Below are 25,012 nucleotides of genomic sequence, written 5' to 3' on the forward strand. Positions count from 1 at the left end.
CAGCGGAATGCCCTACCTTTTATACGTTACCGGATACTGCCTTAGACCAGCAGTAACAAGGCCAGCACCAGCACGGCACCAAAGCCCATTGAAGCAACGTACCAGCGCAATTGACCATTCGCACTGAGCGCCAGCCCACGGTTACCCCAACGGGTAATTGTAGCCGGAAGCGTCATCAATGCATTTAACGGATCACGCTGCAACAGCTTCGCGATAGCCAGATACGGTTTAACAAAGACATGGTCGTACAACCAGTCGAAGCCCCACGCGTGGAACCACCAGGTCGAGAAGAAACGACCTGGAGCACTCTTCGCGATGCTATTCACCGCCTGACGTTTACCCAGCCACAGCACAGCGGCAAGCAGAATACCGGCAATCGCCACCACGCCAGAGGTAATTTCCAGCGTCATCAACTGACCGTGTTCAAGCTCAGTCGTCGCCGGCAATACACCGTGCAACGGCGGAACAATCATCGCACCAATAAAGGTGGACAGAATCATCAGCACAACCAGCGGTAAGTGGTGAGAAATGCCTTTTCCTGCATGCGCTTTGGTTTTCTCTTCACCGTGGAACACGATGAAAATCATACGGAACGTATACAGCGAGGTCATGAAAGCACCGGCCAAGCCAGCCACCATCAGATTGACGTGACCATTTGCCCATGCGCCAGCCAGAATCTCGTCTTTACTGAAGAAGCCTGCGGTAACCAGCGGCAGTGCAGCCAGCGCCGCGCCCCCGACCAGGAAGCAGACATAAACCAGCGGAATCGTTTTACGCAGGCCGCCCATCTTGAAGATGTTCTGCTCGTGGTGGCAGGCCAGAATCACCGAACCAGAAGAGAGGAACAGCAGCGCTTTAAAGAACGCGTGCGTCATCAGGTGGAAAATCGCGGCATCCCATGCCTGGACTCCCAGCGCCAGAAACATGTAACCAATCTGGCTCATGGTGGAGTAGGCCAAGACGCGCTTGATGTCGGTTTGTACCAGAGCGGCAAAACCCGCCAGCACCAGCGTGACTGCACCCACAATCCCTACCAGATGCAGAACATCCGGGGCCATCAGGAACAGGCCGTTGGTACGCGCAATCAGGTAAACACCCGCGGTAACCATCGTGGCGGCATGGATCAGTGCAGATACTGGTGTCGGACCAGCCATTGCATCTGCCAGCCAGGTTTGCAGCGGCAGCTGTGCCGATTTACCGACCGCACCACCCAGCAACATCAGCGTAGCCCAGGTGATTTCCGGTGAGCCTTCAGCCAGTTTCTGCGGTGCCAACACCATCAGCTCGCGGAAGTTAAGCGTACCCAGCTCTTTGTAAAGGATGAACAGCGCAAAGGCGAGGAAGACGTCACCCACACGCGTAACGATGAAAGCTTTCATCGCCGCCGCGCCGTTCTTCGGATTGGTGTAGTAGAAACCAATCAGCAGGTAACTGCACAGCCCTACCCCTTCCCAACCGAGGTACATCAACAACAGGTTATCTGCCAGTACCAGAACGACCATACTCGCGATGAACAGGTTGGTGTAGGCGAAGAAGCGGGAATATCCCTCTTCCCCACGCATGTACCAGGAGGCAAACAGGTGGATAAAGAAGCCGACACCCGTTACAACGGACAGCATCGTCACCGAAAGGCCATCAAGCGTCAGCGTGACGCTGATGTCGAAGTTGCCGACGGCCATCCATGTCCACAGATGTTGATTAAAGAAGGTCACGCCGCCGTGCTGTTGACCCATGAAATCAGCCACAACCCAAGCGGTAACCAACGCTGCCAGACCAATCGAGCCAACACCGACGGTCGCGGACGTATTTTCAGACCAGCGACCGCGGGAAAATGCCAGCAACAGAAAGCCGAGCAGCGGGAAGAGTATTGTTAAATAGAGTAAGTTCATCCGCGCATCTCACTGACTGTATCAATATTCAGGGTCTGACGACGACGATACATTTGCAGTAACAGAGCCAGACCAATACTGGCCTCAGCCGCTGCCAGCGTAATCGCCAGAATGTACATCACCTGACCATCCGGCTGCTGCCAGTAACTGCCTGCGACGACAAAGGCCAGCGCGGCAGCGTTGATCATAATTTCAAGACTGATCAACATAAACAGCAGGTTACGACGAATCAACAGACCAGTCAGTCCCAGAACAAACAGGATAGCGGCTAAAATTAACCCATGTTGTAACGGAATCATGCGCGTTCCCCCGTTATTTTCTTCTCAACGTCCTGGTTCGCGCCTTCTTTATTGACAACGTCACCACGTTTATCTTCACGACCAATGTGGAAAGCGACAACCAATCCCGCCAGCAGCAGCATTGATGCCAATTCAACGGCCAGAACATAAGGCCCAAACAGGCTGATACCCACGGCTTTCGCCTCAACAGGCGTACCCGTGATGCCCTGATCTTTCAGGCTAAGAATGGCATTGACGACAATCACCAGTAACGCCAGTGAAAGAATGCTAGGACCGATCCAGACGCTGGGTTTCAGCCAATTCCGCTCTTGTTCTTCTACGGAATTACCGAGGTTGAGCATCATGACCACGAACACAAACAGCACCATGATGGCACCCGCATACACGATGATGCTCAGCGCGCCGGCAAAATTAGCCCCCAGCGAGAAAAATACGCCCGCAATCGCCATGAGCGAGGTGACCATATACAACAATGCATGCACAGGATTGGTATGCGTAATGACGCGCAGTGTCGCCAGTATCGCAATCAAGCCTGTGGTATAAAAAGCGAATTCCATGCTAGCTCCTTAGGGCAACAGGCCTTTGACATCAATGGGTTTGGCTTCGTTTTCAGCTTCGCCTTTGTCTTTCCCATCGATTGCCATACCAGCCATCCGGTAGAAATTATATTCCGGATATTTACCCGGCCCCGATATCAGCAGATCTTCTTTCTCGTACACCAGATCCTGACGTTTGTAGTCGCCCATCTCGAAATCCGGCGTCAGCTGGATCGCGGTTGTCGGGCAGGCTTCTTCACAGAAGCCACAGAAAATGCAGCGCGAGAAGTTGACGCGGAAGAACTCTGGATACCAGCGACCATCTTTGGTTTCCGCTTTCTGCAATGAGATACAGCCGACCGGACAGGCCACCGCACACAGGTTGCAGGCAACGCAACGCTCTTCACCATCTGGATCGCGCGTCAGCACGATACGACCACGGTAGCGCGGCGGTGGATTCACAGGCTCTTCTGGATACATTCTGGTTTCGCGCTTCTTAAAAGCATTCGATCCCACCATACAGATACTGCGTATCTGGGTGCCGAAACCAACCACTAACTCTTTCAATGTCATGGTTTATTCACCCCTTCTTAAGCGTTGTACAAAATGACGGCCGCTGTCGCCAGCAGATTCAAAAGCGTTATCGGCAGACAGACTTTCCAACCGAAAGACATCACCTGGTCATAACGCGGACGGGGTAACGAAGCACGAATCAGGATGAACATCATCATGAAAAAGCCTGTTTTCAGCGCAAACCAGACAAACGGAGGCAGGATTGGACCATGCCAGCCACCGAAGAATAAGGTCACCATCAGCGCGGAAACAGTCACGATCCCGATATATTCCCCCACAAAGAACAGACCGAATTTCATACCGGAGTATTCAATGTGGTAACCATCTGCCAGTTCCTGTTCAGCTTCAGGCTGGTCAAACGGGTGACGGTGACACACCGCCACGCCTGCGATGGCAAACGTAATAAAGCCGAAGAACTGCGGAATAACGTTCCACAGGTGTTCTTGAGAATCGACGATGTCGCGCATGTTGAACGAGCCCGCTTGCGCGACAACCCCCATCAGCGACAGGCCGATGAACACTTCGTAGCTTACGGTCTGAGCAGAAGCACGTACCGCACCCAGCAGCGAGTATTTGTTGTTACTCGCCCAACCGGCAAACAGCACGGCGTAAACGGCCAAACCCGCCATCATCAGGAAGAACAGGATACCGATGTTCAGATCGGCGACACCCCAGGTTGGCGTGATCGGCACAATCGCAAAGGCAATCAGCATTGACGTAAACGCGATCATCGGTGCCAGTGTGAAGATCACCTTATCGGTGAAATTCGGCACCCAGTCTTCTTTGAAGAACATTTTGATCATGTCAGCGACAAGCTGCAATGAACCGCCCCAACCTACCCGGTTCGGTCCATAACGTCCCTGGAAGAGGCCGAGCAGTCGACGTTCACCCATACTCATGAATGCGCCACAGGTCACCACAACCAGCAGAATCACGATCGCTTTTCCGACGGAGATCAGAATCTCGATTAATTCCGGTGTTAACCAACTCATTGTGCGGCCTCCCGCAGATTTTCAACGGTTGCACCCGCCAGCACCGGCGCAATGCCCGGTAAGCCCAGCGGTAAACCAACCTGTCCCTGACTCAATGCCGCACTTAAGCGCAGTGGCAGACGTAGCGTTTGTCCTGCACATGTCAACTCCAGCAACGTACCAGCGTTCACGCCCAGCGTTGCCGCATCAGCCGGGTTCACCATCACATAAGGCTCAGGCATACGCTGCTGAATCACATCAGAACGCTGTGACATTTCATCACTGCCAAACAGGTGATAATACGGCGCAACGCGCCATTGACCTGCTTGTGGGACGAAGGCCGCAGGAATGTTGTCGAAATACGCCAGTGAACCTTCGCCAGCTTCGATCATACGCACACCTGGATCGCCATGACGCAAATGTCCACCCACTTCGTCCTGGAATTTGTTCCAGGCTTGCGGTGAGTTCCAACCTGGCGCCCAGGCAAACGGAATCTGCTGACGATTGGCTGTCGGGCTGTTGTTCCCTTCCATTGAGAAGGCAAACATGGTGTCTTTATCGACGGGCTGACGCGGTTCATGCACGCTGATATTGGCACGCATCGCCGTACGACCGCTGGAGCGAATCGGTGAACGCGACAGTTTCTGACCACGAATACGGAACGACGCGTCCGGTGCGGCATCTTTGATTGCAGCCAACTGCGGCAGAGCAGCAACACAGGCATCAATCACGTTATCCAACTGCGTCCAGTCAACCTGACGGCTGTTATAGGTGATATACAGCGAGTGCAGCCAGCGCCAGCTTTCCAACATCACAATCTTGTCGTTGTAGTACGTTGGGTCATAAACCTGGAAGAAGCGCTGAGCGCGGCCTTCCTGATTCACCAACGTACCGTCGCTTTCAGCAAAGCTGGCGGCAGACAGAATGATGCTGGCCTTATCCATGATACGAGTACGCTGATGGTCAACCACAATCAGGTTCTCAACTTTTTCCAGCGCCGCGTCAACGCGAGCGATTGGGGCATGGCGGTAGAGATCGTTCTCCAGAACCACCACACTGTCAGCGTCGCCGTTTTCCAACTGCGCCAGCGCGTCATCCAACGAACCGCCACCCATGATTGACAACCCGATGCTGTTAGCAGCAGGTGCAACAAAGGTAATACCGACGTCAGAACCGCGATTCTTCAGCGCTTTGGCAACGTTTGCCGCAGCGGAGATCACTTCCTCGCTACCTGAATTGGTGCCGGAGATGATGAGTGGTTTTTTCGCACCGGCCAGCGCCTGTACGATGATATCGACTTTCTGATCGAGGCCCGCAGCCAGATCGGTAACTGCCGGTGCGCTGCTATCCAGACCGTGTGCAATAGCGAAACCAAGACGTGCCTGATCGGCAACTGGCGCACGGTAGTTCCATGCAGCGATGTCGTCCAGACGGGTGTTGTCGACGTTGGTGACAAACAGCGGGTGCTTGGCATGCTGACCAATGTTCATGATCGCCGCAATCTGCCAGTCAGCCACTTTCTGCGCTGCCGCCATTTCACGGGCTTTGCCTTTAACGGCCTGACGAACGGCCAGTGCGATACGTGCACCGGTCTGCGTCAAGTCTTCACCCAGAATCAGAACCGCATCGTAGCCTTCGATCTCACGCAGCGCTGGTGTTCTCACACCGCTTTCGCGCAGCACTTTCAGGATCAGTTGCAGACGATTTTGTTCTTCCTGCGCGATACCGGTGTAGAAGTTTTCTGCACCCACCAGCTCACGCAAGGCGAAGTTGCTTTCAACGCTGGCACGCGGTGAACCGATACCGATCGTTTTCTTCGCCTGACGCAGCACATCCGCCGCACCTTGCAATGCCTGATCGGCATTCAGCGCGATCCAGTCATTACCACGACGTTGCAACGGCTGATTCGGACGATCTTTCTGGTTGACATAGCCGTAACCAAAACGGCCGCGGTCACACAGGAAATAGTGGTTTACGCTACCGTTGAAACGGTTTTCGATACGACGCAGTTCGCCGTAGCGTTCACCGGGGCTGGTATTACAGCCGATGCTGCACTGTTGGCAGACGCTCGGTGCAAACTGCATATCCCATTTACGGTTGTAGCGCTCAGAGTGCGTTTTATCGGTGAAGACACCGGTCGGACACACTTCAACCAGGTTACCGGAGAACTCGCTTTCCAGCGTGCCATCTTCCGGACGACCGAAGTAGACGTTGTCATGTGCACCGTAAACGCCGAGATCTTTACCATCCGCATAATCTTTGTAGTAACGCACGCAGCGATAGCACGCGATACAGCGGTTCATCTCATGAGAAATGAACGGCCCGAGATCCTGATTGCGGTGGGTACGCTTGGTAAAGCGATAGCGACGGAAGTTCTGCCCCGTCATAACCGTCATATCCTGCAAATGACAGTTACCGCCTTCCTCGCACACCGGACAATCGTGCGGGTGGTTGGTCATCAGAAACTCAACTATCGTCTTACGGAATAGTTTCGCTTCTTCATCTTCAATCGCGATGAACGTTCCTTCGGTTGCTGGTGTCATACAAGACATCACCAGACGACCGCGGGTGTCTTCCGCGTTTTGGTACTGTTTTACCGCACAGAGGCGGCAGGATCCGACGCTCCCGAGCGCGGGGTGCCAGCAAAAGTAAGGAATATCAAGTCCCAGAGTCAGGCAAGCTTCCAGAAGGTTGTCTGCTCCGTTTACTTCATACTCTTTGCCGTCTACATGAATAGTAGCCATAGTCAGCATGCTTCCATAATGGCCCGTGTTACCACGAGCGCTAATCAAAAATTCTGTATACCCTCATCTTTCAAGTCGCAAATGCGTTGGCTACCTGCGCCTTGAAATCTATTGGGTTTATGAGGGTGGCTTATTTGCGCCACCCTGCGGATACATTCACTGCATCTCGCACGTGTTGAGCGATAGCTTACCAGCGCTCTTTCAACAGGTTAGGCTGGATACCGCCAATCGCCTTGAGGTTGCCTAAATACTGTTTAGAGATACCCGCTTCGAATTCTTCCCGGAAATACTTGATGGCACTTTGCAGCGGCTCGACCGCACCCGGCGCATGCGCACAGAAGGTGTTGCCAGGCCCGAGGAAACGGCAAAGCTGCTCCAGCGTTTCGATATCGCCAGGCTGGCCTTCGCCCTTCTCCAGCGCACGCAGAATCTTCACGCTCCACGGCAGACCATCGCGGCACGGCGTACACCAGCCACAGGATTCACGGGAGAAGAATTCTTCGAGATTGCGCGTCAGCGAGACCATATTGATTTCGTGATCGACGGCCATCGCCAGCGCGGTACCCATACGGCTACCTGCTTTCGCAATGTGCTCAAAATCCATCGGCAGATCGAGATGGCTTTCCGTCAGGAAATCCGTACCTGCACCACCCGGTTGCCAGGCTTTCAGCTTCAGACCATCGCGCATACCGCCCGCGTAGTCTTCCAGAATTTCACGCGCAGTCGTACCGAACGGCAGCTCCCACAGACCCGGATTCTTGACGCGGCCGGAGAAGCCCATCAGTTTCGTGCCTGCATCTTTACTTTTACCCGCAGACAACCCCTGATACCACGCTGCGCCGTGCTCGATAATAGCTGGCACGTTACACAGCGTTTCCACGTTGTTGACGCAGGTCGGTTTGCCCCAAACACCCGCAGACGCCGGGAATGGCGGCTTGGAACGTGGGTTGGCACGACGGCCTTCCAGTGAGTTAATCAATGCGGTTTCTTCACCGCAGATGTAACGCCCAGCGCCCGTATGCACGAACAGTTCGAAATCGAACCCGCTACCCAGAATATTTTTGCCCAACAGGCCAGCCGCTTTCGCTTCTTCGATTGCCCGACGTAGGTGAACAGCCGCTTCGATGTATTCACCGCGCAGGAAGATGTAGCCACGGTAGGCTTTCAGCGCAAAGGCGCTGATCAGCATACCTTCAACCAGCAGATGAGGCTCTTGCTCCATCAGCAGGCGGTCTTTATAAGTGCCAGGCTCCATTTCATCCGCGTTACACAGTAGGTAGCGGATGTTCATGCTTTCGTCTTTCGGCATCAGGCTCCACTTCAAGCCTGTCGAAAAGCCCGCGCCGCCACGCCCTTTCAGGCCAGCGTCTTTAACCAGTGAGACCACTTCATCCTGCGCCATGCCGGTTAACGCTTTTTGCGCGGCGACATAGCCGTTTTTGCTGCGATATTCATCCAGCCATACTGGCTGTTTGTCTGCACGTAAACGCCAGGTCAGAGGATGCTGCTCAGCAGTCAGAACAATGTCTTTACTCATTGATACTGCTCCAATAACGATTCAATTCCTTCCGGCGTCACATGGCTGTGGGTATCGTCGTCAATCATCATTGACGGCCCCTTATCACAGTTCCCCAGGCAGCAGGTCGGCAACAGCGTGAAACGTCCATCGAACGTTGTCTGTCCCGGTTTGATGCTGAGCTTACGCTCAAGCGCGGCCTGAACGCCCTGATAGCCATTAATGTGGCACACGACGCTGTCGCAATAGCGAATAATGTGGCGTCCAACAGGCTGGCGATAAATCTGGCTGTAGAACGTTGCCACGCCTTCCACGTCACTGGCGGGGATACCCAGCAGATCGGCAATCGCGTGGATAGCGCCATCCGGCACCCAGCCACGTTCTTTTTGCACAATTTTCAGTGCTTCGATTGACGCCGCGCGTGCATCTTCGTAGTGATGTTTTTCGTGCTCAATGGCGTCACGTTCGGCGTCACTCAATACAAAAGCATTGTCTTTTGTCAGCGAATCGGCAGCAGGTTGTCCCAGTGCGTCAATATGATCGTGATTGTTGTGATCATGCATAATTAGCGGTCCACATCTGACATTACGAAATCAATACTGCCGAGGTAAACGATCAGGTCGGATACCAGACATCCGCGAATTACAGAAGGAATCTGTTGCAGATGCGCATAGCTCGGCGTGCGAATACGGGTACGGTAGCTCATCGTGCCGCCGTCACTGGTCAGGTAATAGCTGTTAATACCCTTCGTTGCCTCAACCATCTGGAATGATTCATTGGCAGGCATAACCGGTCCCCAGGAAACCTGAAGGAAGTGGTTAATCAGCGTATCGATATGCTGCAACGTGCGCTCTTTTGGCGGCGGCGTCGTCAGCGGGTGATCCGCTTTGAACGGGCCTTCCGGCATGTTCTTGAGGCACTGATCCAGAATACGTAAGCTCTGACGCAGCTCTTCAACTTTCAGCATAACGCGGCTATAGCAATCGCTGATGCCGTCGCCTACTGGCACTTCAAAGTCAAAGTTTTCATAGCCGGAATACGGACGCCATTTACGCACGTCAAAACCGATACCTGTAGCACGCAGACCTGCACCCGTTACGCCCCATTCCAATGCTTCTTTCGCATTGTAGGCAGCAACGCCCTGAGTACGGCCTTTCAGAATGGTGTTCTGCAATGCAGATTTGACATAGGTGTCCAAACGAGCCGGCATCCAGTCAAGGAATTCACGCAGCAGACGTTCCCAGCCGCGTGGCAGATCGTGCGCCACACCGCCAATACGGAACCACGCTGGGTGCATACGGAAACCGGTAATCGCTTCAACCAAATCGTAAATTTTCTGGCGGTCAGTAAACGCAAAGAACACCGGTGTCATCGCACCGACGTCCTGAATATAGGTACTGATATACAGCAGATGGCTATTAATACGGAACAGCTCAGACAACATTACGCGAATCGTCTTGACGCGATCCGGCACCTCAATGCCTGCCAGTTTTTCCACGGCCAGTACGTACGGCATTTCGTTAACGCAGCCGCCGAGGTATTCAATACGGTCGGTATAAGGAATGTAGCTGTGCCAAGACTGGCGCTCGCCCATTTTCTCCGCACCGCGATGGTGGTAACCCACATCAGGCACGCAGTCGACGATTTCTTCGCCATCCAATTGCAGGATAATACGGAATGCACCGTGTGAAGAGGGGTGGTTCGGACCGAGGTTGAGGAACATGAAGTCCTCATTTTCAGTACCGCGCTTCATACCCCACTCTTCCGGTTTGAACGTCAGCGATTCCATTTCCAGATCTTCTTTCTGCTTGGTCAGCTCGAAAGGATCGAATTCGGTCGCACGCGCCGGATAATCTTTACGCAACGGATGCCCTTCCCACGTCTGCGGCATCATGATGCGCGTCAGGTGCGGGTGACCATCAAAGGTCATACCGAACATCTCCCAAGTTTCCCGCTCATACCAGTTGGCATTCGGGAACAGCTTGGTCACGGTCGGCAAATGCATATCATTTTCAGCCAACGCGACTTTCAGCATGATGTCGCGGTTACGCTCGATGGAAATGAGGTGATAAAAGACGGAGTAGTCGGCGGCAGGTAAACCCTCACGATGGGTGCGCAGGCGCTCATCCATACCGTGCAGGTCAAACAGCATGACATAAGGCTTCGGCTGTTTTTTCAGGAATGCGACAACATCCAGTAATTGCTCACGTTTGACCCACACAACAGGGATACCTGTGCGGGTTGCCTGTACAGTAAATGCATCTGGTCCAAAACGGTTACACAGTTCGCCAACGACCGGATCGTTAAGATGATCGCGGGTTTGCCAGCCTGGCTGAGCGAGATCGTGTGTCGTTAAATCTGTCATAAATATGTCACCACATTAAATGTGCTATTTCTGTAGCTGATAATGACCGCACACTATTATCGGGGTATTACACGGCCACCGGGTTTATCATCTACAGGTCAAATCTCATCAGGCGAACGCAGGTTGGTCACAGCGATTCGCTCGCCGCGTTTGCGCTCACGCTCAGATTGCATGTTGGCGCGGTAAACGCCCTGTTCACCCACCACCCATGACAGAGGGCGGCGTTCTTTACCGATGGATTCTTTCAGCAGCAACAGCGCTTGCATGTAGGCTTCAGGACGCGGCGGGCAGCCCGGAATATACACATCAACAGGCAGGAATTTATCTACGCCCTGAACGACGGAATAAATATCGTACATACCGCCGGAGTTAGCACATGCACCCATGGAGATAACCCATTTAGGCTCAAGCATTTGCTCATACAGACGCTGAATAACAGGGGCCATCTTGGTAAAGCAGGTTCCCGCTACCACCATGAAGTCGGCCTGACGTGGCGATGCACGCAGAACCTCAGCGCCAAAACGCGCAACGTCATGAACAGCAGTAAATGACGTCACCATTTCTACGTAGCAACAGGACAAGCCAAAGTTATACGGCCACAGGGAGTTCTGACGACCCCAGTTCACCGTATCGTGTAATGCATGTTCCAGTTTGCCCATGTAGACACTGCGGTGAACATGTTGCTCCAGAGGGTCGGAAACGATCTCCTGACGTTGCAGGGGATAACGGTCATTCTCACCGTCCGGCTCTATGCGGGTGAGCGTATAGTCCATCTTAAAATGCCTCGCTGTTACTGCGGATGATTGTTGGTAGTGTTGATGATATCTGATTTAACGACTTGTCTCTTGGAACGTACCGGGGTCCAGTCAAGTGCCCCAACGCGAACCAGGTAAATCAAACCAGCCAACAGCACCAAAATGAAAATGGTTGCTTCAATGAAGCCAATCCAGCCGCTTTCTTTGATAGACACAGCCCAAGCGTAGAGATAGAGGGCTTCAACGTCGAAGATAACGAAGAACATAGCGACAAGATAAAATTTAGCAGACAGGCGTAACCGCGCTGAACCTACGGAGTCGATACCGGATTCATAAGGTACGTTTTTGGCCCTGCCTTTTGCTCTTCCCCCCAGCAAGAATCCACCGGTCAGCATGAAGACGCAAAGGCCTACGGCAATGATAAGGAATAGCCCAAATGCCCAATGATGGGCGAGGATTTCAGTAGTTGTTGACATTCTCTTTGCTTACTCATCAAAAGTGGCGGGTAACATCTCTGCTCTATTATCGGCAGTTAATGCGCCACATCGATTAAAAGGAAGGATTAATAACCACAAAAAAGCACGGAAACGTATCAGGTAAGCCTTGCTTGGTATGGTTGAGCCCCTAAATTTGTAACCTTTTTTTCAACCTTACTAAAAATAACAGTACATTACTTTACATGCACGCTGTTTTGTTAACATTTTGTGTTCTCACCCGCAGCTAAATCGAGTCAGTACTTTTGTCAGTTAACCAATATGCAGCGACACAGGAAGCAAGTTCACCGCGTCACTATACCATTTTCACAGAAAATGCCTGTTCCCCCATGTGGTTATTAGGGGTATTTTTTGATCCAGCACACATTTTTACCAATTTAGTTAGTAAAAAAATCAAGATGATGCTGGACAAGGTTTGACGCTATTTTCCATAACATTATTTTAAAAAAAAAGAACCGGCGTTTTATAAAATGAAAGAGATCATTAATCTCGCCACGCCTAGCCTATTGATGTGAAATGGAAAACGCAAAGTGGGATCGGCGTGAAAAAATCAGGCCAAGAAGGCGCTGCCGATGTGGGTTTAACAGGTTAGTCATAAATCATCATCATTCGGGGTGCATCCCTACCCTCCCCGAATGATACTTAACTACCCATTACGATTAGATCGCGTCCTTCAGTGACGGATCGGAAGACAGTTTTCCATTCGCGCTGTTTGCTAACATGCTGACAGGCGTAATGTGAGAGGGCTTCCCTGATTCAATCACATTGAAAATTGCCGTCGCCAGTTCGTTCTCCTGGTTAGGGTTCTGGCAGAGGAAATAACGTGTTTCAGGCAATCTCGGCAACCCTTCCTCCTCACCCAATACCCGCAGTTCCGGGCTCATCATTTCTACTGAACGTACGGTAATACCCATGCCAGCCTTCACCGCAGCCCGCACCGCGGACAGCGTTGAAGCCACATAAGCAATTCTCCAGGGGATCCCTGCAGCCGTCAGCTGCTGCGTAGCCAGCGTACGGAAAGGGCTCGGTTCATCCAGAACAACCAGAGGCACGGGTTCTTGCGCTCGGAACTGATAATCCGCGGCGCAGTACCATAGCGTCGGAGAACTACGCAATAACACATGAGGAAACACCACACCGTTCATTGTGGTAATGACCAGATCTATTTTTCCCTCATTCAGCATCTCCATCATTTCAGCGCTACGCTTTACGCTGACATTGACGGAGAGTTTAGGAAATACAGATGTCACTCGGTGTAAAATATAAGGAAGGATAGTGTCTGCAGTATCGTCAGACGCCCCAATGGTCAGCGTACCCTGAATATCGCTGTACATTAATGAAATACAGGCTTCATCATTGAATTGTAATATTTTTCTGGCATAACCCAGAAACTGAATACCATGTTCAGTCAGCAACTTATTACGCCCGTGCCGAGCAAAAAGCTCCTTTCCGATGAGTTGCTCCAGCCGCTGCATCTGCTGGCTGACAGCCGATTGAGTTCGATTAACTGCGGCCGCCGCAGCTGCAAACGTATTTAAATCTGCAACGGCAACAAACGTCCTCAGTAAATCAAGATCGAGATTAAGTACTGGTCGATTTGCACTGGTCATACGATTTTTCACTTATCTATTTTAATTTTAACAAAATATTCCTGGTGTTTTATTACATGTACAGGTAATGACCGATACATTTAAAGACACTATCGCAGACGCACGATAAGGGCAAAAAAATACTTATATTTCGTTACCACTATCGCCTTTCCATTGGTAAGACATCATGTAATTAAATGGCTCACCAGCCTTAATCCTTAATTCAATAACAACGGCACCTTCCCTTTATTTCACCTTGCGAAATAAATACGCTCCACACTTAAATAAACGAGATCTCCCTGTCACCCTATTTTGGCGCTAAAAAAGTGCGGCATGAACAGTCGTCCGCACCCCTACCATATCGCACCATCCAACGAGTACACAACCATATAGTGCAGATGCGCAATCATTTGCAGCGAAAGCGATAATCATTCTTCAAAAGGTACTACAGGAGGAGTACATTAAGCAGGTTATGCTATTCCGTCTGGGAATATGCGCTCTCTGCAAAAAGGTTCGTACTATTTATGTCTCCGATTGAAAAATCCAAGAAGCTGGAGAACGTATGCTATGACATCCGTGGCCCAGTCTTAAAGGAAGCCAAGCGGCTTGAAGAAGAAGGTAATAAAGTCCTTAAACTGAATATTGGCAACCCAGCCCCTTTCGGCTTCGAGGCACCGGACGAAATTCTGGTCGATGTCATCCGTAATCTGCCAACGGCACAGGGCTACTGTGATTCCAAAGGCCTCTATTCCGCCCGTAAGGCCATCGTTCAGCACTATCAGGCGCGGGATATGCGCGATATGACGGTCGAAGACGTCTATATCGGTAACGGTGTTTCCGAACTCATCGTGCAATCCATGCAGGCGCTGCTTAATCCGGGTGATGAAATGCTGGTCCCTGCGCCGGATTACCCACTTTGGACCGCAGCGGTTTCCCTGTCTAACGGCAATGCCGTTCACTATCTCTGCGATGAATCCTCCGATTGGTTCCCCGATCTGGATGATATCCGTAAAAAGATCACGTCCAATACTCGCGGTATTGTGATCATCAACCCGAACAACCCAACGGGTGCGGTCTACAGCAAAGAGCTACTGCTGGATATCGTGGCGATTGCACGCGAACATAACCTGATCATTTTCGCCGACGAAATTTACGACAAAATTCTGTATGACGACGCGCAACATCATTCTATTGCCGCTCTCGCGCCGGATCTGCTGACAGTCACGTTCAACGGACTTTCCAAGACCTACCGCGTAGCGGGTTTCCGTCAAGGCTGGATGGTACTGAACGGCCCGAAAAAGCACGCCAAAGGGTACATTGAAGGGCTGGAAATGCTGGCTTCCATGCGTTTGTGTGCCAACGTGCCAATGCAGCATGCGATTCAAACCGCGCTAGGTGGCTATCAGAGCATCAGCGAATTTATTCAGCCCGGTGGACGCCTGTACGAGCAGCGCAACCGTTCCTGGGAACTGATCAATCAGATCCCAGGCGTGTCGTGCGTAAAACCACGCGGCGCGCTGTATATGTTCCCACGCATTGATGCTAAGCGCTTTAATATCCACGACGACCAAAAACTGGTGCTGGATCTCCTGTTGCAGGAGAAAGTGTTACTGGTTCAGGGAACTGCGTTTAACTGGCCTTACCCAGACCACGTACGCATTGTCACGCTGCCGCGTATTGATGAACTGGACATGGCAATCCACAAGTTAGGTCGTTTTCTGGGTCACTATCACCAATAGCCCAGCAGTCATCGCGCCTATCCTCGCCGGGCAATCACCGCTCGGCGAATACCTCACCTCCGTTTGCATAATCTCTGGCAAGTGCCCACAATAGATGCCCACGATATTGCTATTTCACCGCGCTGTTGTCTGAGAGATCGCCATGAATCAGAGCCACTTTTTCGCCCACTTATCTCGTCTAAAACTCATCAGCCGTTGGCCGCTCATGCGCAACGTGCGCACGGAAAACGTCTCCGAGCACAGTCTTCAGGTCGCCTTCGTCGCTCACGCGCTGGCGGTAATCAAAAACCGCAAATTCGAGGGTAGCCTGAATGCAGAACGCATTGCACTATTGGCGATGTATCATGATGCCAGCGAGGTGCTGACCGGTGACATGCCGACGCCCATCAAGTACTACAACGCGCAGATCGCACATGAGTACAAGAAGATAGAGAAGATTGCACAACAGAAACTGATTGAGATGTTGCCGGAAGAGTTACAGCAGGATTATCGCATGCTGCTGGATGATAACTACACCAGCGAAGAAGAACGCCTCATCGTTAAACAGGCAGACGCCCTGTGCGCCTACCTGAAATGTCTGGAAGAATTATCGGCAGGCAATGCGGAATTCACGCTTGCCAAAGCACGACTGGAAAAAACATTGCAGCTGCGCCACAGCCCGGAAATGGACTATTTCATGACGGTGTTCGTGCCCAGCTTTAGCCTGTCGCTTGACGAAATCAGTCAGGACTCGCCGCTATAACGTTTGCCGTTATACGCGAGCAACGAGAACAACAGCGGAAACCGTCAGAACGGATACAGCCACGGCACCATCACTACGCTGACCAACATCACCAGCACGGTAAAGGGGACGCCAATGCGTACAAAGTCCCCGAATTTATAACCGCCTGGCCCCAGTACCAACGTATTCACTGGTGACGACACGGGTGTCATAAATGCGGCAGAGGCCGCCACGGCGATGATCATCGCAAAAGGATAAGGCGACACACCCATCTGCTTCGCTGCGGCAATCGCAATGGGTGCCATCAGCACCGCCGTTGCCGTGTTGGAAATAAACAGGCCGATCACGGCACACAGTACGAACAAGCACACCAGCATCACATGCGGCCCGGCGTTCCCGGCAACGTCCATCAACCCTTTAACAATTAGTGCGACCCCCCCCGTTTGCTGCAACGCCAGCGCAAACGGCATCATCCCGACGATAAGAATAATACTCGGCCAGTGAATGGCTCGATAAGCACTTTCCATGTCGATGCAGCGGAATTTCCCCATCAGCAAACACGCGATCAATGCGGCGACCGCATTCGGTATTTCATCCGTCAGCATCATCGCTACCATCAGCGCCAAGCAAAACAGCGCGTGTGGAGCCTGACTCACCGCGGGCGCAACGTCATCCACTTCGGCAGGGAGATTAAGTAAAAGGAAGTCGTTTTTCTGCGTGTGCAGTTGTCGAATCATGCGCCAGTCACCCATCACCAGCAGAATATCACCGAGCTGGAGCGGTTCATCGGCGAGGATGCCTTCCATCGCTTCACCTGCCCGGCGAATCCCTACGACGCTCAGGCCATAGCGGCTTCGAAACCCGACGTCGTACAGTGTTTTACCCAACAGCTCAGAGTCAGGAATCAAAGAGACTTCCGCCATTCCGACATCACGCGCCTGCTCGGAGAAATACTCACCGCGCAGCACCATCGGTTCAAGCCGCTGTGCAGTGCAAAATTCGCGTAAGTCCACCTCAGACGCCGACATGTCGATCAGTAAGACATCATTCAGGCGAAGTTCGGTATTGCCCGCCACGCTGATCATCACACGGCGAAACTTACGCCAGCGCTCAATCCCAACCACGTTCGCCCCAAAGCGCTGACGCAGGCGTAAATCATCAAGACGGTGGCCGATAAAAGGCGATCCTGGGCGAATCGCCAACCGACGCGCCCTACCCGTCAGCCGGTAATCACGAATCAGATCGCGAAACGTTCTTCTCTTCCACATCTCTTTTGCAGTTGCCGTCTCGGCATCGCCAAGCCAGTAACGCGCCACCATCATATACGCCACGCCCAGCAGCAAGACCACTATCCCTATCGGCGTTACGCTGAAAAACCCAAAGCCCGCGACACCTTCGCGCATCAGCTCACTGCTCACCACCATATTCGGCGGCGTTGCTACCAGCGTCATCATGCCGCTAATCAATCCGGCAAAACTCAGCGGCATCATCAGCCTTCCGGGGGAAATTTTCATCCGTGCAGAGACACTCAGCACCACGGGAATAAAAATTGCCACAACGCCAGTGGAGCTCATGAAAGCCCCCAGCAGCGCAACAGTGACCATCAGTAAGATCAACATCTTCATCTCACTGCTGCCCGCCACACGAACCAGCCAATCACCGACCTGATAAGCCACGCCGGTACGAACCAACCCCTCACCAATCACAAACAGGGCAGCAATCAATATCACGTTAGGATCGCTGAACCCCACCAACGCTTCAGATAGCGTCAGTGTACCGCTCAGTACAAACGCAATAATGACCAACAGCGCGACGACGTCCATACGTAATTTATTGGTGGTAAACAACACAATGGCGATCAGCAACAGGGATAAAACCCAGAGAAGTTCGCTATTCAAAACGGTTCCCCTGACAGAAAAATGCATATTGAGAGGTGGTGGTTCAGCATGCCATAAAAAAACCTCGCGGATGCGAGGTCTGATCATATTTAGTCACAGTTTTGTCATTATGTTACAGACGACCTACTGACGCAGAAGTACCTTCGCGCCGTTCGGTAATTGTTCTATTTCTATCTGCTCCAACGAATCAAGAATCAGATCGACCTGATCCAGTTTCGGCGTATCCGCAGGAGCCTTCACCGCAATCACCTTGCAGCCAGCCGCCAGACCCGAGAGTACGCCCGCGGGCGCATCTTCCACGACGACACACTCTTCCGGTTTTAACCCTAGCTGCTGTGCGCCAAGGAGATAAGCATCAGGAGCAGGTTTGCCTTTGGCAACCTGCTCCGCGGTAATAAAGGCACGAGGAGCAGGCAGTTCTCCACGATGATGACGTGCGCTGGCAATCGGCACCGTACCGGATGTCACAATCGCCCAGGGGATATCCAGTGCATCCAAACGTTCCAACAGCGCCTTCGCCCCTGGCATGGCAACAATGCCCTGCGTATCAGACGCTTCAGTTTTCTCCAGCGCATCAAACTCTTGTTGAATCGTTTCTTCGCTTTGCCCTTGAAGAAAGTGACGCAGGGATGTGATTGCCTGCTTGCCATGAATAAAATCCAGCACTTCCTGTGGTTCAATATCGTGATCCTTTGCCCAGTTAATCCACGCACGTTCTACAGCAGGCAGTGAATCAACCAGCGTACCATCGAGGTCGAACAGAAAACCTTTACACTCCACAGAAAGCCCCTTTTTCCATTAATCAGGCGTTGATGATCTGTGCGATCTCAACCGCACTCAAGTGATACTGGCGTGGGCAGGATTGCCAGACAGCCAGCATTCTGTTGTATTTGTCCCACATTTTTGTCTGAGCGTTAAACCCATGCGTGCCCGCGTCAAAATGGGGGTAGCGACCTTCGACATGTACCATAAAGCGTACAAAGCCGAGGTAGCGCGCTTCCGTTGCGGCATCAAAGCCCAAAAAGGTCAGGCGGCGTTCATCCAAATCCTGCTTATCTTTCAGATTGGTCCACGACACCTGCAAGGCATGATGCATTTCCATGATGTTAATAATGGTGCGGCAAACCTCTTCGGTCAGCTCACCAAACTCACGGTCCAGTTCGCGCATCTGCAAACCATAACCCCGCTCGATAATCGTTTGTAACCGGCGATAGCGCTCGGCGTTGTCGGGATCGAGCATCGTCATCATTTTATATTGATTTGAAAGGATCAATCTCTGGGCATTTGTCATTTCCATGTTGCTCTCCTGAACCCTTTTTGGGGTAAGCCAATATCGCTAAATAGGTATTGGCCTCAGAATCGCATACTGAATCGTGTCACGGTAGCGGTAGCCACCGCTTCTTTGATTTGAAACAGGGGAAAGAACAAAATAGCCATCAACCCGCACACAGCCTGACGCCGATCACAAATCATCCAGGAAGGTTTTATCAAGCTGGTTAAACGCGCGCTTCAGCACATCCGCCAACGTTTGGTAAGTTGGCGCTTCTTCCAGGGGGGCTAATGCCTGTCCTGACTCTAATAGTTTATGGCGAATTTCATGGAACCACTGTACCAGCGTCGGCGGTAAAGGCGTCACAGAACGGCGACCCAGCCACCAGAGCCCCTGCAACGGCAGGCTACAGGCAAACAGTGCGGTGGCGATGGCCGGACCGAGCTGACCACCGAGCGCAATCTGCCACGTTAAGGTAAACACCGCCAGCGGCGGCATGATGCGGATACCGAACCGCGTCGCTCGCGCCACACGGTTTTCAGGAAATACCGGAGCCAGCCGCTTTTCTGCTGGCCACGTTTTCATGTAATGCTGCCCACGTTGGAGTAGCTGTAGCCAACTGATTCTACTGTCTGGTTTCGTCGCCATAGCCACACCTCAACTTTACAGATAAAAAATAAAACTTTTGCACAAATCAACAACTCAAGTTGATAAGGTTAAAATATATTTTGTGTTTAGCCTACGCTATCGGTATCCTAGATCGGCCTTTTGGCCGCTGTATACCTAAAGTAGTATGACTACACGCAAGGAGTATAATTCCCTTCGCGACATAAGCGCAGCCAACGGCCATAACGCGGTTATCCATCGCTTTAAAAGCTGCGGTTTACATCAGGTCGATGTCACGTTGTTATAGAGATTAGTTATATCGATTAATTGTGTATCGATTATCCGATATAACCTACATCGATAGTATCGACCCTATTTCATCATCGTGTCTGGTGTATCACACCAAGGTATGATGTTAATCATAAATGCCAGCGGCGGCATGCGATACGCTATGCCCTGTATGACATTTTTTTAACCATGTATAACAAGTAGGTACTTCCATGTCGAGTAAGTTAGTACTGGTTCTTAACTGCGGTAGTTCATCCCTGAAATTCGCTATCATCGATGCGATTAACGGAGAAGAGTACCTGTCTGGTTTAGCCGAGTGTTTCAACCTGCCTGAAGCCCGCATCAAATGGAAAATGGACGGCGGTAAACAAGACGCCGAACTGGGTGCCGGTGCAGCTCACAGCGAAGCGCTGAACTTCATCGTCAATACCATTCTGTCTCAGAAACCGGAGCTGTCAGCTCAACTGGTTGCTATTGGTCACCGTATCGTTCACGGCGGTGAGAAGTTCACCCAATCCGCGATCATCACTGATGATGTTCTTCAGGGTATCAAAGATTCCGTACCTTTTGCACCTCTGCACAACCCGGCGCACCTGATCGGCATCGACGAAGCACTGAAATCTTTCCCACACCTGGCTGATAAAAACGTCGCTGTTTTCGACACCGCGTTCCACCAGACCATGCCGGAAGAATCCTACCTTTATGCACTGCCGTACAAACTGTACAAAGAAAACCACATCCGTCGTTATGGCGCACACGGTACTAGCCACTACTTTGTTTCTCGTGAAGCCGCCAAAGTGCTGAACAAACCAGTAGAAGAGCTGAACGTCATCACTTGCCATCTGGGCAACGGTGGTTCCGTTACTGCAATCCGTAACGGCGAATGCGTTGACACCTCGATGGGTCTGACGCCGCTGGAAGGTCTGGTGATGGGTACACGTAGTGGCGATATCGATCCGGCGATCATTTTCCACCTTCATGACTCAATGGGCATGAGTGTTGATGCTATCAACAAAATGCTGACCAAAGAATCTGGTCTGCTGGGTCTGACCGAAGTGACCAGCGACTGCCGCTACGTTGAAGATAACTACGAGACGAAAGCAGACGCTAAACGTGCAATGGATGTTTATTGCCACCGTCTGGCTAAGTACATTGGTTCCTACGCGGCACTGATGGAAGGTCGTCTGGATGCGGTGATCTTCACTGGTGGTATCGGTGAAAACGCGGCAATGGTTCGTGAGCTGTCACTGAAAAAACTGGGTCTGCTGGGCTTCGACGTCGATCACGAACGCAACCTGGCTGCACGCTTCGGTAAAGGTGGCAACATCGCTAAAGATGGCACCCGCGCGGCGCTGGTTATCCCGACCAATGAAGAGTTGGTCATCGCCGAAGACGCTTACCGTCTGACTGCGTAAAACACGTAACTCCCAACACCGTCAGCCAAGGCTGACGGTGTTGTTTTTGACTAACGAGCAACCGTAAAGAGGTTCGGCCGTGTCCCGTATAATCATGTTGATCCCAACTGGCACCAGCGTTGGTCTGACAAGCGTCAGCCTGGGTGTCATCCGCTCCATGGAACAGAAAGGCGTCCGCCTGAGCGTGTTCAAACCTATTGCCCAGCCGCGCAGTGGCGACAATACGCCAGATCAAACGACTACCATTATTCGTGCTAATTCCGCCATCAGCGCCGCCGAGCCGCTGGCGATGAGCCGCGTTGAAGCCCTGCTGAGCTCCAACCAGCAAGACGTGCTGATGGAAGAAATCATCGCGCGCTACCACGAAAACACCAAAGACGCTGAAGTTGTTCTGGTTGAAGGTCTGGTTCCTACCCGTAAGCACCAGTTTGCTAACGCGTTGAACTATGAAATCGCCAAAACGCTGAACGCAGAAATCGTCTTCGTACTGGCGCTGGGTAACGATTCCCCGGCACAGCTGAAAGACCGTATCGAACTGGCGCGTTCCAGCTTCGGCGGCAGCAAAAACAAAAACATCACTGGCGTGATCATCAACAAACTGAATGCGCCAGTAGACGACCAGGGCCGTACTCGCCCTGACCTGTCTGAAATCTTTGATGACTCCACCAAAGCCAGCGTTGCCAACATCGATCCGAAGCAGCTGTTCGCTAACAGCCCGCTGCCGGTTCTGGGCTGCATCCCGTGGAGCTTTGACCTGATTGCTACGCGCGCCATAGATATGGCGAAGCACCTGAATGCTCGTATCGTCAACGAAGGTGACATTCAGACGCGTCGCGTTAAGTCTGTAACCTTCTGCGCACGCAGCATCCCTCATATGCTGGAGCATTTCCGTCCTGGCTCACTGCTGGTGACCTCCGCTGACCGTCCTGATGTTCTGGTTGCCGCTTGTCTGGCTGCCATGAATGGCGTGGAAATCGGTGCCCTGCTGCTGACTGGCGGCTACGAAATGGATCCGAGCATTGCCAAGCTGTGCGAACGTGCCTTCCAGACTGGCCTGCCAGTATTTATGGTCGACACCAACACCTGGCAGACCTCACTCAGCCTGCAAAGCTTCAACCTTGAAGTACCGGCTGATGACCGTCAACGTGTTGAGAAAGTGCAGGAATATGTTGCACGCCACATCGACACCCAGTGGATCGATTCACTGAGCGCAGCATCTGAGCGTTCACGTCGTCTGTCTCCGCCAGCGTTCCGCTATCAGCTTACTGAGCTGGCGCGTAAAGCAGGCAAACGTATCGTTCTGCCAGAAGGTGATGAACCACGTACCGTTAAAGCAGCGTCTATATGTGCTGAACGCGGTATTGCTCACTGTGTGCTGATCGGTAACCCAGAAGAGATTCAACGTGTTGCTGCCGCTCAGGGCGTAGAACTGGGCAAAGGCATCGAAATCGTCGATCCGATTGTCGTGCGTGAGCGCTATGTTGCGCGTCTGGTTGAGCTGCGTAAGAGCAAGGGCATGACCGAAGTGGTTGCGCGCGAACAGCTCGAAGACAACGTGGTTCTGGGTACGCTGATGCTGGAACAGGGCGAAGTTGACGGTCTGGTTTCTGGTGCCGTTCATACCACCGCTAACACCATCCGTCCACCGTTGCAGCTGATCAAAACAGCACCGGGCAGCTCGCTGGTGTCTTCTGTGTTCTTCATGCTGCTGCCTGAGCAGGTTCTGGTTTACGGCGACTGCGCCATCAACCCAGACCCAACTGCAGAGCAATTGGCTGAAATCGCTATTCAGTCTGCTGATTCCGCTACCGCATTCGGTATCGACCCACGCGTTGCAATGATCTCTTACTCTACCGGTAACTCCGGCGCGGGTAGCGATGTTGAGAAAGTGCGTGAAGCGACTCGTCTGGCGCAGGAAAAACGCCCTGATCTGGTCATCGATGGTCCGTTGCAGTACGACGCTGCTATCATGGCTGACGTTGCACAGTCCAAAGCGCCGAACTCGCCAGTTGCGGGTAAAGCTACCGTGTTCATCTTCCCTGACCTGAACACCGGTAACACCACGTACAAAGCGGTACAGCGTTCTGCCGACCTGATCTCCATCGGGCCAATGCTGCAAGGCATGCGCAAACCGGTTAACGACCTGTCTCGTGGCGCACTGGTAGACGACATCGTTTACACCGTTGCCCTGACCGCCATTCAGGCTACACAGCTCTAATCGGTATCCTAAATAATTCGAGTTGCTTGCAGGCGGCAACTGCACGAATCCCCAGGAGCTTACTCAAGTAAGTGACTGGGGTGAGTAAAGGAAGCCAACGCACAATCAGCTTGAAGTATGACGGATATATTCAGATTAATTCTGTTATCTTCTATGCCAGCCTCAGCGCTGGCATTTTTTATTGATCTCCGCATAAAAAACCACACCGAGCAGGCTCAAGAATAACCATAAACAGGGTCTATGGATGACTGTAATACGATTATTAGATCAACACTTTCAGCAGCAGTTGGAAAAAGGGATCACGCCTTCATCGCCAACAGGGTTAACCCGTTTTTTGATTGAATTTCTCTATTTCGGCGTCAAAGAAGCCCGCGCTTGTATCTTCGTTGGCCTATTCTTTCTTGCTGTTTTCAGCGTGCCGAAAGCCGGCTGGTTCGCTATCCCGCGCTATGATTTGCTGTTGATATTTGCCATTGTGATTCAGGGATGGATGATCGCCAGCAAGCTGGAAACCTGGGATGAGTTAAAAGCCGTTACGCTGTTTCACCTCGTAGGTTTTGCGCTTGAGGTGTTTAAAACCTCATCAGGTATTCGTTCCTGGTCTTACCCTGATTTCGCCTACACCAAGGTACTGGGTGTGCCGCTGTTTGCCGGATTCATGTACGCCTCTGTCGGTAGCTATATCATTCAGTCCTGGCGGTTATTCGATCTTAAAATTCGCCATCACCCGCCCTACTGGCTGGCAACGCTGGTCGCGCTACTCATTTATGCCAATTTCTTCACCCACCACTACATCGGCGACTATCGCTGGTACATTGCCGCATTGGCTGTCGGGCTCTATGCACGTACCACCGTCATTTTCACGCCTTACGATCGGGAACGACGAATGCCGCTATCATTGGCCTTTATTCTGATCGGCTTTTTTATCTGGCTGGCTGAAAATATCAGTACGCTTTTCAGCGTTTGGAGCTATCCAGAACAGCTCGGAGCCTGGTCGATGGTTCACGTAGGGAAATGGAGCTCGTGGGCTTTGCTGGTGATCATGACGTTCACCATCGTGATTTACCTGAAGGACATCAAGAAGAGTATTCATGTTCCCGAGTGATAACCCGCAGTTTATCACTCG

Annotated in this window: 21 protein-coding genes; 5 read left to right on the forward strand and 16 right to left on the reverse strand. The window is 52.1% G+C overall.

Annotated elements, in window-relative coordinates; all coding sequences use genetic code 11:
* Window positions 1–41: 41 nt before the first annotated feature.
* The 12 genes from nuoL to lrhA form a co-directional block, all read right to left on the reverse strand.
* Window positions 42–1,889, reverse strand: a complete 1,848-nt coding sequence (nuoL, locus tag EIP93_RS14965; protein WP_102117730.1) for an NADH-quinone oxidoreductase subunit L — start codon at window positions 1,887–1,889, stop codon at window positions 42–44.
* On the reverse strand, window positions 1,886–2,188 hold the full coding sequence (nuoK, locus tag EIP93_RS14970; RefSeq protein ID WP_005969835.1) for an NADH-quinone oxidoreductase subunit NuoK: 303 nt from the start codon (window positions 2,186–2,188) through the stop codon (window positions 1,886–1,888). The genes nuoL and nuoK overlap by 4 nt, the downstream gene beginning before the upstream one ends.
* Complete coding sequence (gene nuoJ, locus EIP93_RS14975; protein WP_095700048.1) at window positions 2,185–2,745, reverse strand: NADH-quinone oxidoreductase subunit J; 561 nt, start codon at window positions 2,743–2,745, stop codon at window positions 2,185–2,187. The genes nuoK and nuoJ overlap by 4 nt, the downstream gene beginning before the upstream one ends.
* 9 nt (window positions 2,746–2,754) lie before the next feature.
* Window positions 2,755–3,297, reverse strand: a complete 543-nt coding sequence (gene nuoI / locus EIP93_RS14980) for an NADH-quinone oxidoreductase subunit NuoI (protein ID WP_010278884.1) — start codon at window positions 3,295–3,297, stop codon at window positions 2,755–2,757.
* A gap of 17 nt (window positions 3,298–3,314) precedes the next feature.
* A complete protein-coding gene (gene nuoH, locus EIP93_RS14985) occupies window positions 3,315–4,289 on the reverse strand; it encodes an NADH-quinone oxidoreductase subunit NuoH (protein WP_010278889.1) in 975 nt (324 codons plus the stop codon).
* A complete protein-coding gene (nuoG, locus tag EIP93_RS14990; RefSeq protein WP_103862161.1) occupies window positions 4,286–7,012 on the reverse strand; it encodes an NADH-quinone oxidoreductase subunit NuoG in 2,727 nt (908 codons plus the stop codon). The genes nuoH and nuoG overlap by 4 nt, the downstream gene beginning before the upstream one ends.
* 187 nt (window positions 7,013–7,199) lie before the next feature.
* Window positions 7,200–8,549: an NADH-quinone oxidoreductase subunit NuoF gene (gene nuoF, locus EIP93_RS14995; RefSeq protein ID WP_103862162.1), complete on the reverse strand. Its 1,350-nt coding sequence runs from the start codon at window positions 8,547–8,549 to the stop codon at window positions 7,200–7,202.
* Entirely contained in the window at window positions 8,546–9,091 is a 546-nt protein-coding gene (nuoE, locus tag EIP93_RS15000) for an NADH-quinone oxidoreductase subunit NuoE (protein ID WP_103862163.1), read from the reverse strand. Before nuoE ends, nuoF begins: the two co-directional genes overlap by 4 nt.
* Before the next feature lie 2 nt (window positions 9,092–9,093).
* Window positions 9,094–10,893, reverse strand: coding sequence for an NADH-quinone oxidoreductase subunit C/D (gene nuoC / locus EIP93_RS15005; RefSeq protein ID WP_039484051.1), 1,800 nt, complete (start codon window positions 10,891–10,893; stop codon window positions 9,094–9,096).
* A 98-nt stretch (window positions 10,894–10,991) separates the two neighbouring features.
* The gene (locus EIP93_RS15010) at window positions 10,992–11,666 is read right to left on the reverse strand and encodes a NuoB/complex I 20 kDa subunit family protein (protein WP_005969846.1); all 675 of its coding nucleotides are present in this window, start codon (window positions 11,664–11,666) and stop codon (window positions 10,992–10,994) included.
* A gap of 17 nt (window positions 11,667–11,683) precedes the next feature.
* Window positions 11,684–12,124, reverse strand: coding sequence for an NADH-quinone oxidoreductase subunit A (locus tag EIP93_RS15015; RefSeq protein WP_010278904.1), 441 nt, complete (start codon window positions 12,122–12,124; stop codon window positions 11,684–11,686).
* Between the two features lie 677 nt (window positions 12,125–12,801).
* Window positions 12,802–13,752: a transcriptional regulator LrhA gene (gene lrhA / locus EIP93_RS15020; RefSeq protein ID WP_095995412.1), complete on the reverse strand. Its 951-nt coding sequence runs from the start codon at window positions 13,750–13,752 to the stop codon at window positions 12,802–12,804.
* A 503-nt stretch (window positions 13,753–14,255) separates the two neighbouring features.
* Between lrhA and EIP93_RS15025 the strand changes: the two genes are divergently transcribed.
* Together EIP93_RS15025 and yfbR are read left to right on the forward strand one after the other, a co-directional pair.
* Complete coding sequence (locus EIP93_RS15025; protein WP_039484049.1) at window positions 14,256–15,470, forward strand: pyridoxal phosphate-dependent aminotransferase; 1,215 nt, start codon at window positions 14,256–14,258, stop codon at window positions 15,468–15,470.
* A gap of 142 nt (window positions 15,471–15,612) precedes the next feature.
* Window positions 15,613–16,212 (forward strand): 5'-deoxynucleotidase, encoded by a 600-nt coding sequence (gene yfbR, locus EIP93_RS15030; RefSeq protein ID WP_039484047.1) that lies wholly within the window; start codon window positions 15,613–15,615, stop codon window positions 16,210–16,212.
* A 44-nt stretch (window positions 16,213–16,256) separates the two neighbouring features.
* On the opposite strand, the gene EIP93_RS15035 is transcribed toward yfbR, so the two are convergent.
* From EIP93_RS15035 to yfbV, 4 genes are all read right to left on the reverse strand, one after another.
* The gene (locus tag EIP93_RS15035; protein WP_125232923.1) at window positions 16,257–18,089 is read right to left on the reverse strand and encodes an SLC13 family permease; all 1,833 of its coding nucleotides are present in this window, start codon (window positions 18,087–18,089) and stop codon (window positions 16,257–16,259) included.
* A gap of 123 nt (window positions 18,090–18,212) precedes the next feature.
* Entirely contained in the window at window positions 18,213–18,869 is a 657-nt protein-coding gene (locus EIP93_RS15040; protein WP_010278919.1) for a sugar phosphatase, read from the reverse strand.
* A 22-nt stretch (window positions 18,870–18,891) separates the two neighbouring features.
* Window positions 18,892–19,386: a YfbU family protein gene (locus tag EIP93_RS15045; RefSeq protein WP_014916031.1), complete on the reverse strand. Its 495-nt coding sequence runs from the start codon at window positions 19,384–19,386 to the stop codon at window positions 18,892–18,894.
* A gap of 165 nt (window positions 19,387–19,551) precedes the next feature.
* Window positions 19,552–20,007: a terminus macrodomain insulation protein YfbV gene (gene yfbV, locus EIP93_RS15050; RefSeq protein WP_107333159.1), complete on the reverse strand. Its 456-nt coding sequence runs from the start codon at window positions 20,005–20,007 to the stop codon at window positions 19,552–19,554.
* A 458-nt stretch (window positions 20,008–20,465) separates the two neighbouring features.
* Here yfbV and ackA point away from each other — a divergent pair, with 458 nt between their 5' ends.
* The 3 genes from ackA (at window position 20,466) to EIP93_RS15065 (ending at window position 24,991) form a co-directional block, all read left to right on the forward strand.
* Entirely contained in the window at window positions 20,466–21,668 is a 1,203-nt protein-coding gene (ackA, locus tag EIP93_RS15055; protein WP_039491518.1) for an acetate kinase, read from the forward strand.
* 79 nt (window positions 21,669–21,747) lie between these two features.
* Window positions 21,748–23,886, forward strand: coding sequence for a phosphate acetyltransferase (gene pta / locus EIP93_RS15060; RefSeq protein ID WP_029367433.1), 2,139 nt, complete (start codon window positions 21,748–21,750; stop codon window positions 23,884–23,886).
* A gap of 244 nt (window positions 23,887–24,130) precedes the next feature.
* Window positions 24,131–24,991, forward strand: a complete 861-nt coding sequence (locus tag EIP93_RS15065; RefSeq protein ID WP_039506189.1) for a DUF817 domain-containing protein — start codon at window positions 24,131–24,133, stop codon at window positions 24,989–24,991.
* The last annotated feature ends 21 nt before the right edge of the window (window positions 24,992–25,012 follow it).

The sequence above is a fragment of the Pectobacterium versatile genome, assembly GCF_003932035.1.
Lineage (GTDB): Bacteria > Pseudomonadota > Gammaproteobacteria > Enterobacterales > Enterobacteriaceae > Pectobacterium > Pectobacterium versatile.

Coding starts and splice junctions, on each gene's coding strand:
- nuoC (WP_039484051.1), bottom strand. CDS start 10,893: ATGACAGATTTAACGACACACGATCTCGCTCAGCCAGGCTGGCAAACC.
- EIP93_RS15065 (WP_039506189.1), top strand. CDS start 24,131: ATGACTGTAATACGATTATTAGATCAACACTTTCAGCAGCAGTTGGAA.
- lrhA (WP_095995412.1), bottom strand. CDS start 13,752: ATGACCAGTGCAAATCGACCAGTACTTAATCTCGATCTTGATTTACTG.
- EIP93_RS15015 (WP_010278904.1), bottom strand. CDS start 12,124: ATGTCAACAACTACTGAAATCCTCGCCCATCATTGGGCATTTGGGCTA.
- nuoF (WP_103862162.1), bottom strand. CDS start 8,549: ATGAGTAAAGACATTGTTCTGACTGCTGAGCAGCATCCTCTGACCTGG.
- yfbR (WP_039484047.1), top strand. CDS start 15,613: ATGAATCAGAGCCACTTTTTCGCCCACTTATCTCGTCTAAAACTCATC.
- ackA (WP_039491518.1), top strand. CDS start 20,466: ATGTCGAGTAAGTTAGTACTGGTTCTTAACTGCGGTAGTTCATCCCTG.
- yfbV (WP_107333159.1), bottom strand. CDS start 20,007: ATGGCGACGAAACCAGACAGTAGAATCAGTTGGCTACAGCTACTCCAA.
- nuoL (WP_102117730.1), bottom strand. CDS start 1,889: ATGAACTTACTCTATTTAACAATACTCTTCCCGCTGCTCGGCTTTCTG.
- nuoI (WP_010278884.1), bottom strand. CDS start 3,297: ATGACATTGAAAGAGTTAGTGGTTGGTTTCGGCACCCAGATACGCAGT.
- nuoG (WP_103862161.1), bottom strand. CDS start 7,012: ATGGCTACTATTCATGTAGACGGCAAAGAGTATGAAGTAAACGGAGCA.
- EIP93_RS15025 (WP_039484049.1), top strand. CDS start 14,256: ATGTCTCCGATTGAAAAATCCAAGAAGCTGGAGAACGTATGCTATGAC.
- EIP93_RS15010 (WP_005969846.1), bottom strand. CDS start 11,666: ATGGACTATACGCTCACCCGCATAGAGCCGGACGGTGAGAATGACCGT.
- nuoK (WP_005969835.1), bottom strand. CDS start 2,188: ATGATTCCGTTACAACATGGGTTAATTTTAGCCGCTATCCTGTTTGTT.
- nuoH (WP_010278889.1), bottom strand. CDS start 4,289: ATGAGTTGGTTAACACCGGAATTAATCGAGATTCTGATCTCCGTCGGA.
- nuoE (WP_103862163.1), bottom strand. CDS start 9,091: ATGCATGATCACAACAATCACGATCATATTGACGCACTGGGACAACCT.
- EIP93_RS15045 (WP_014916031.1), bottom strand. CDS start 19,386: ATGGAAATGACAAATGCCCAGAGATTGATCCTTTCAAATCAATATAAA.
- nuoJ (WP_095700048.1), bottom strand. CDS start 2,745: ATGGAATTCGCTTTTTATACCACAGGCTTGATTGCGATACTGGCGACA.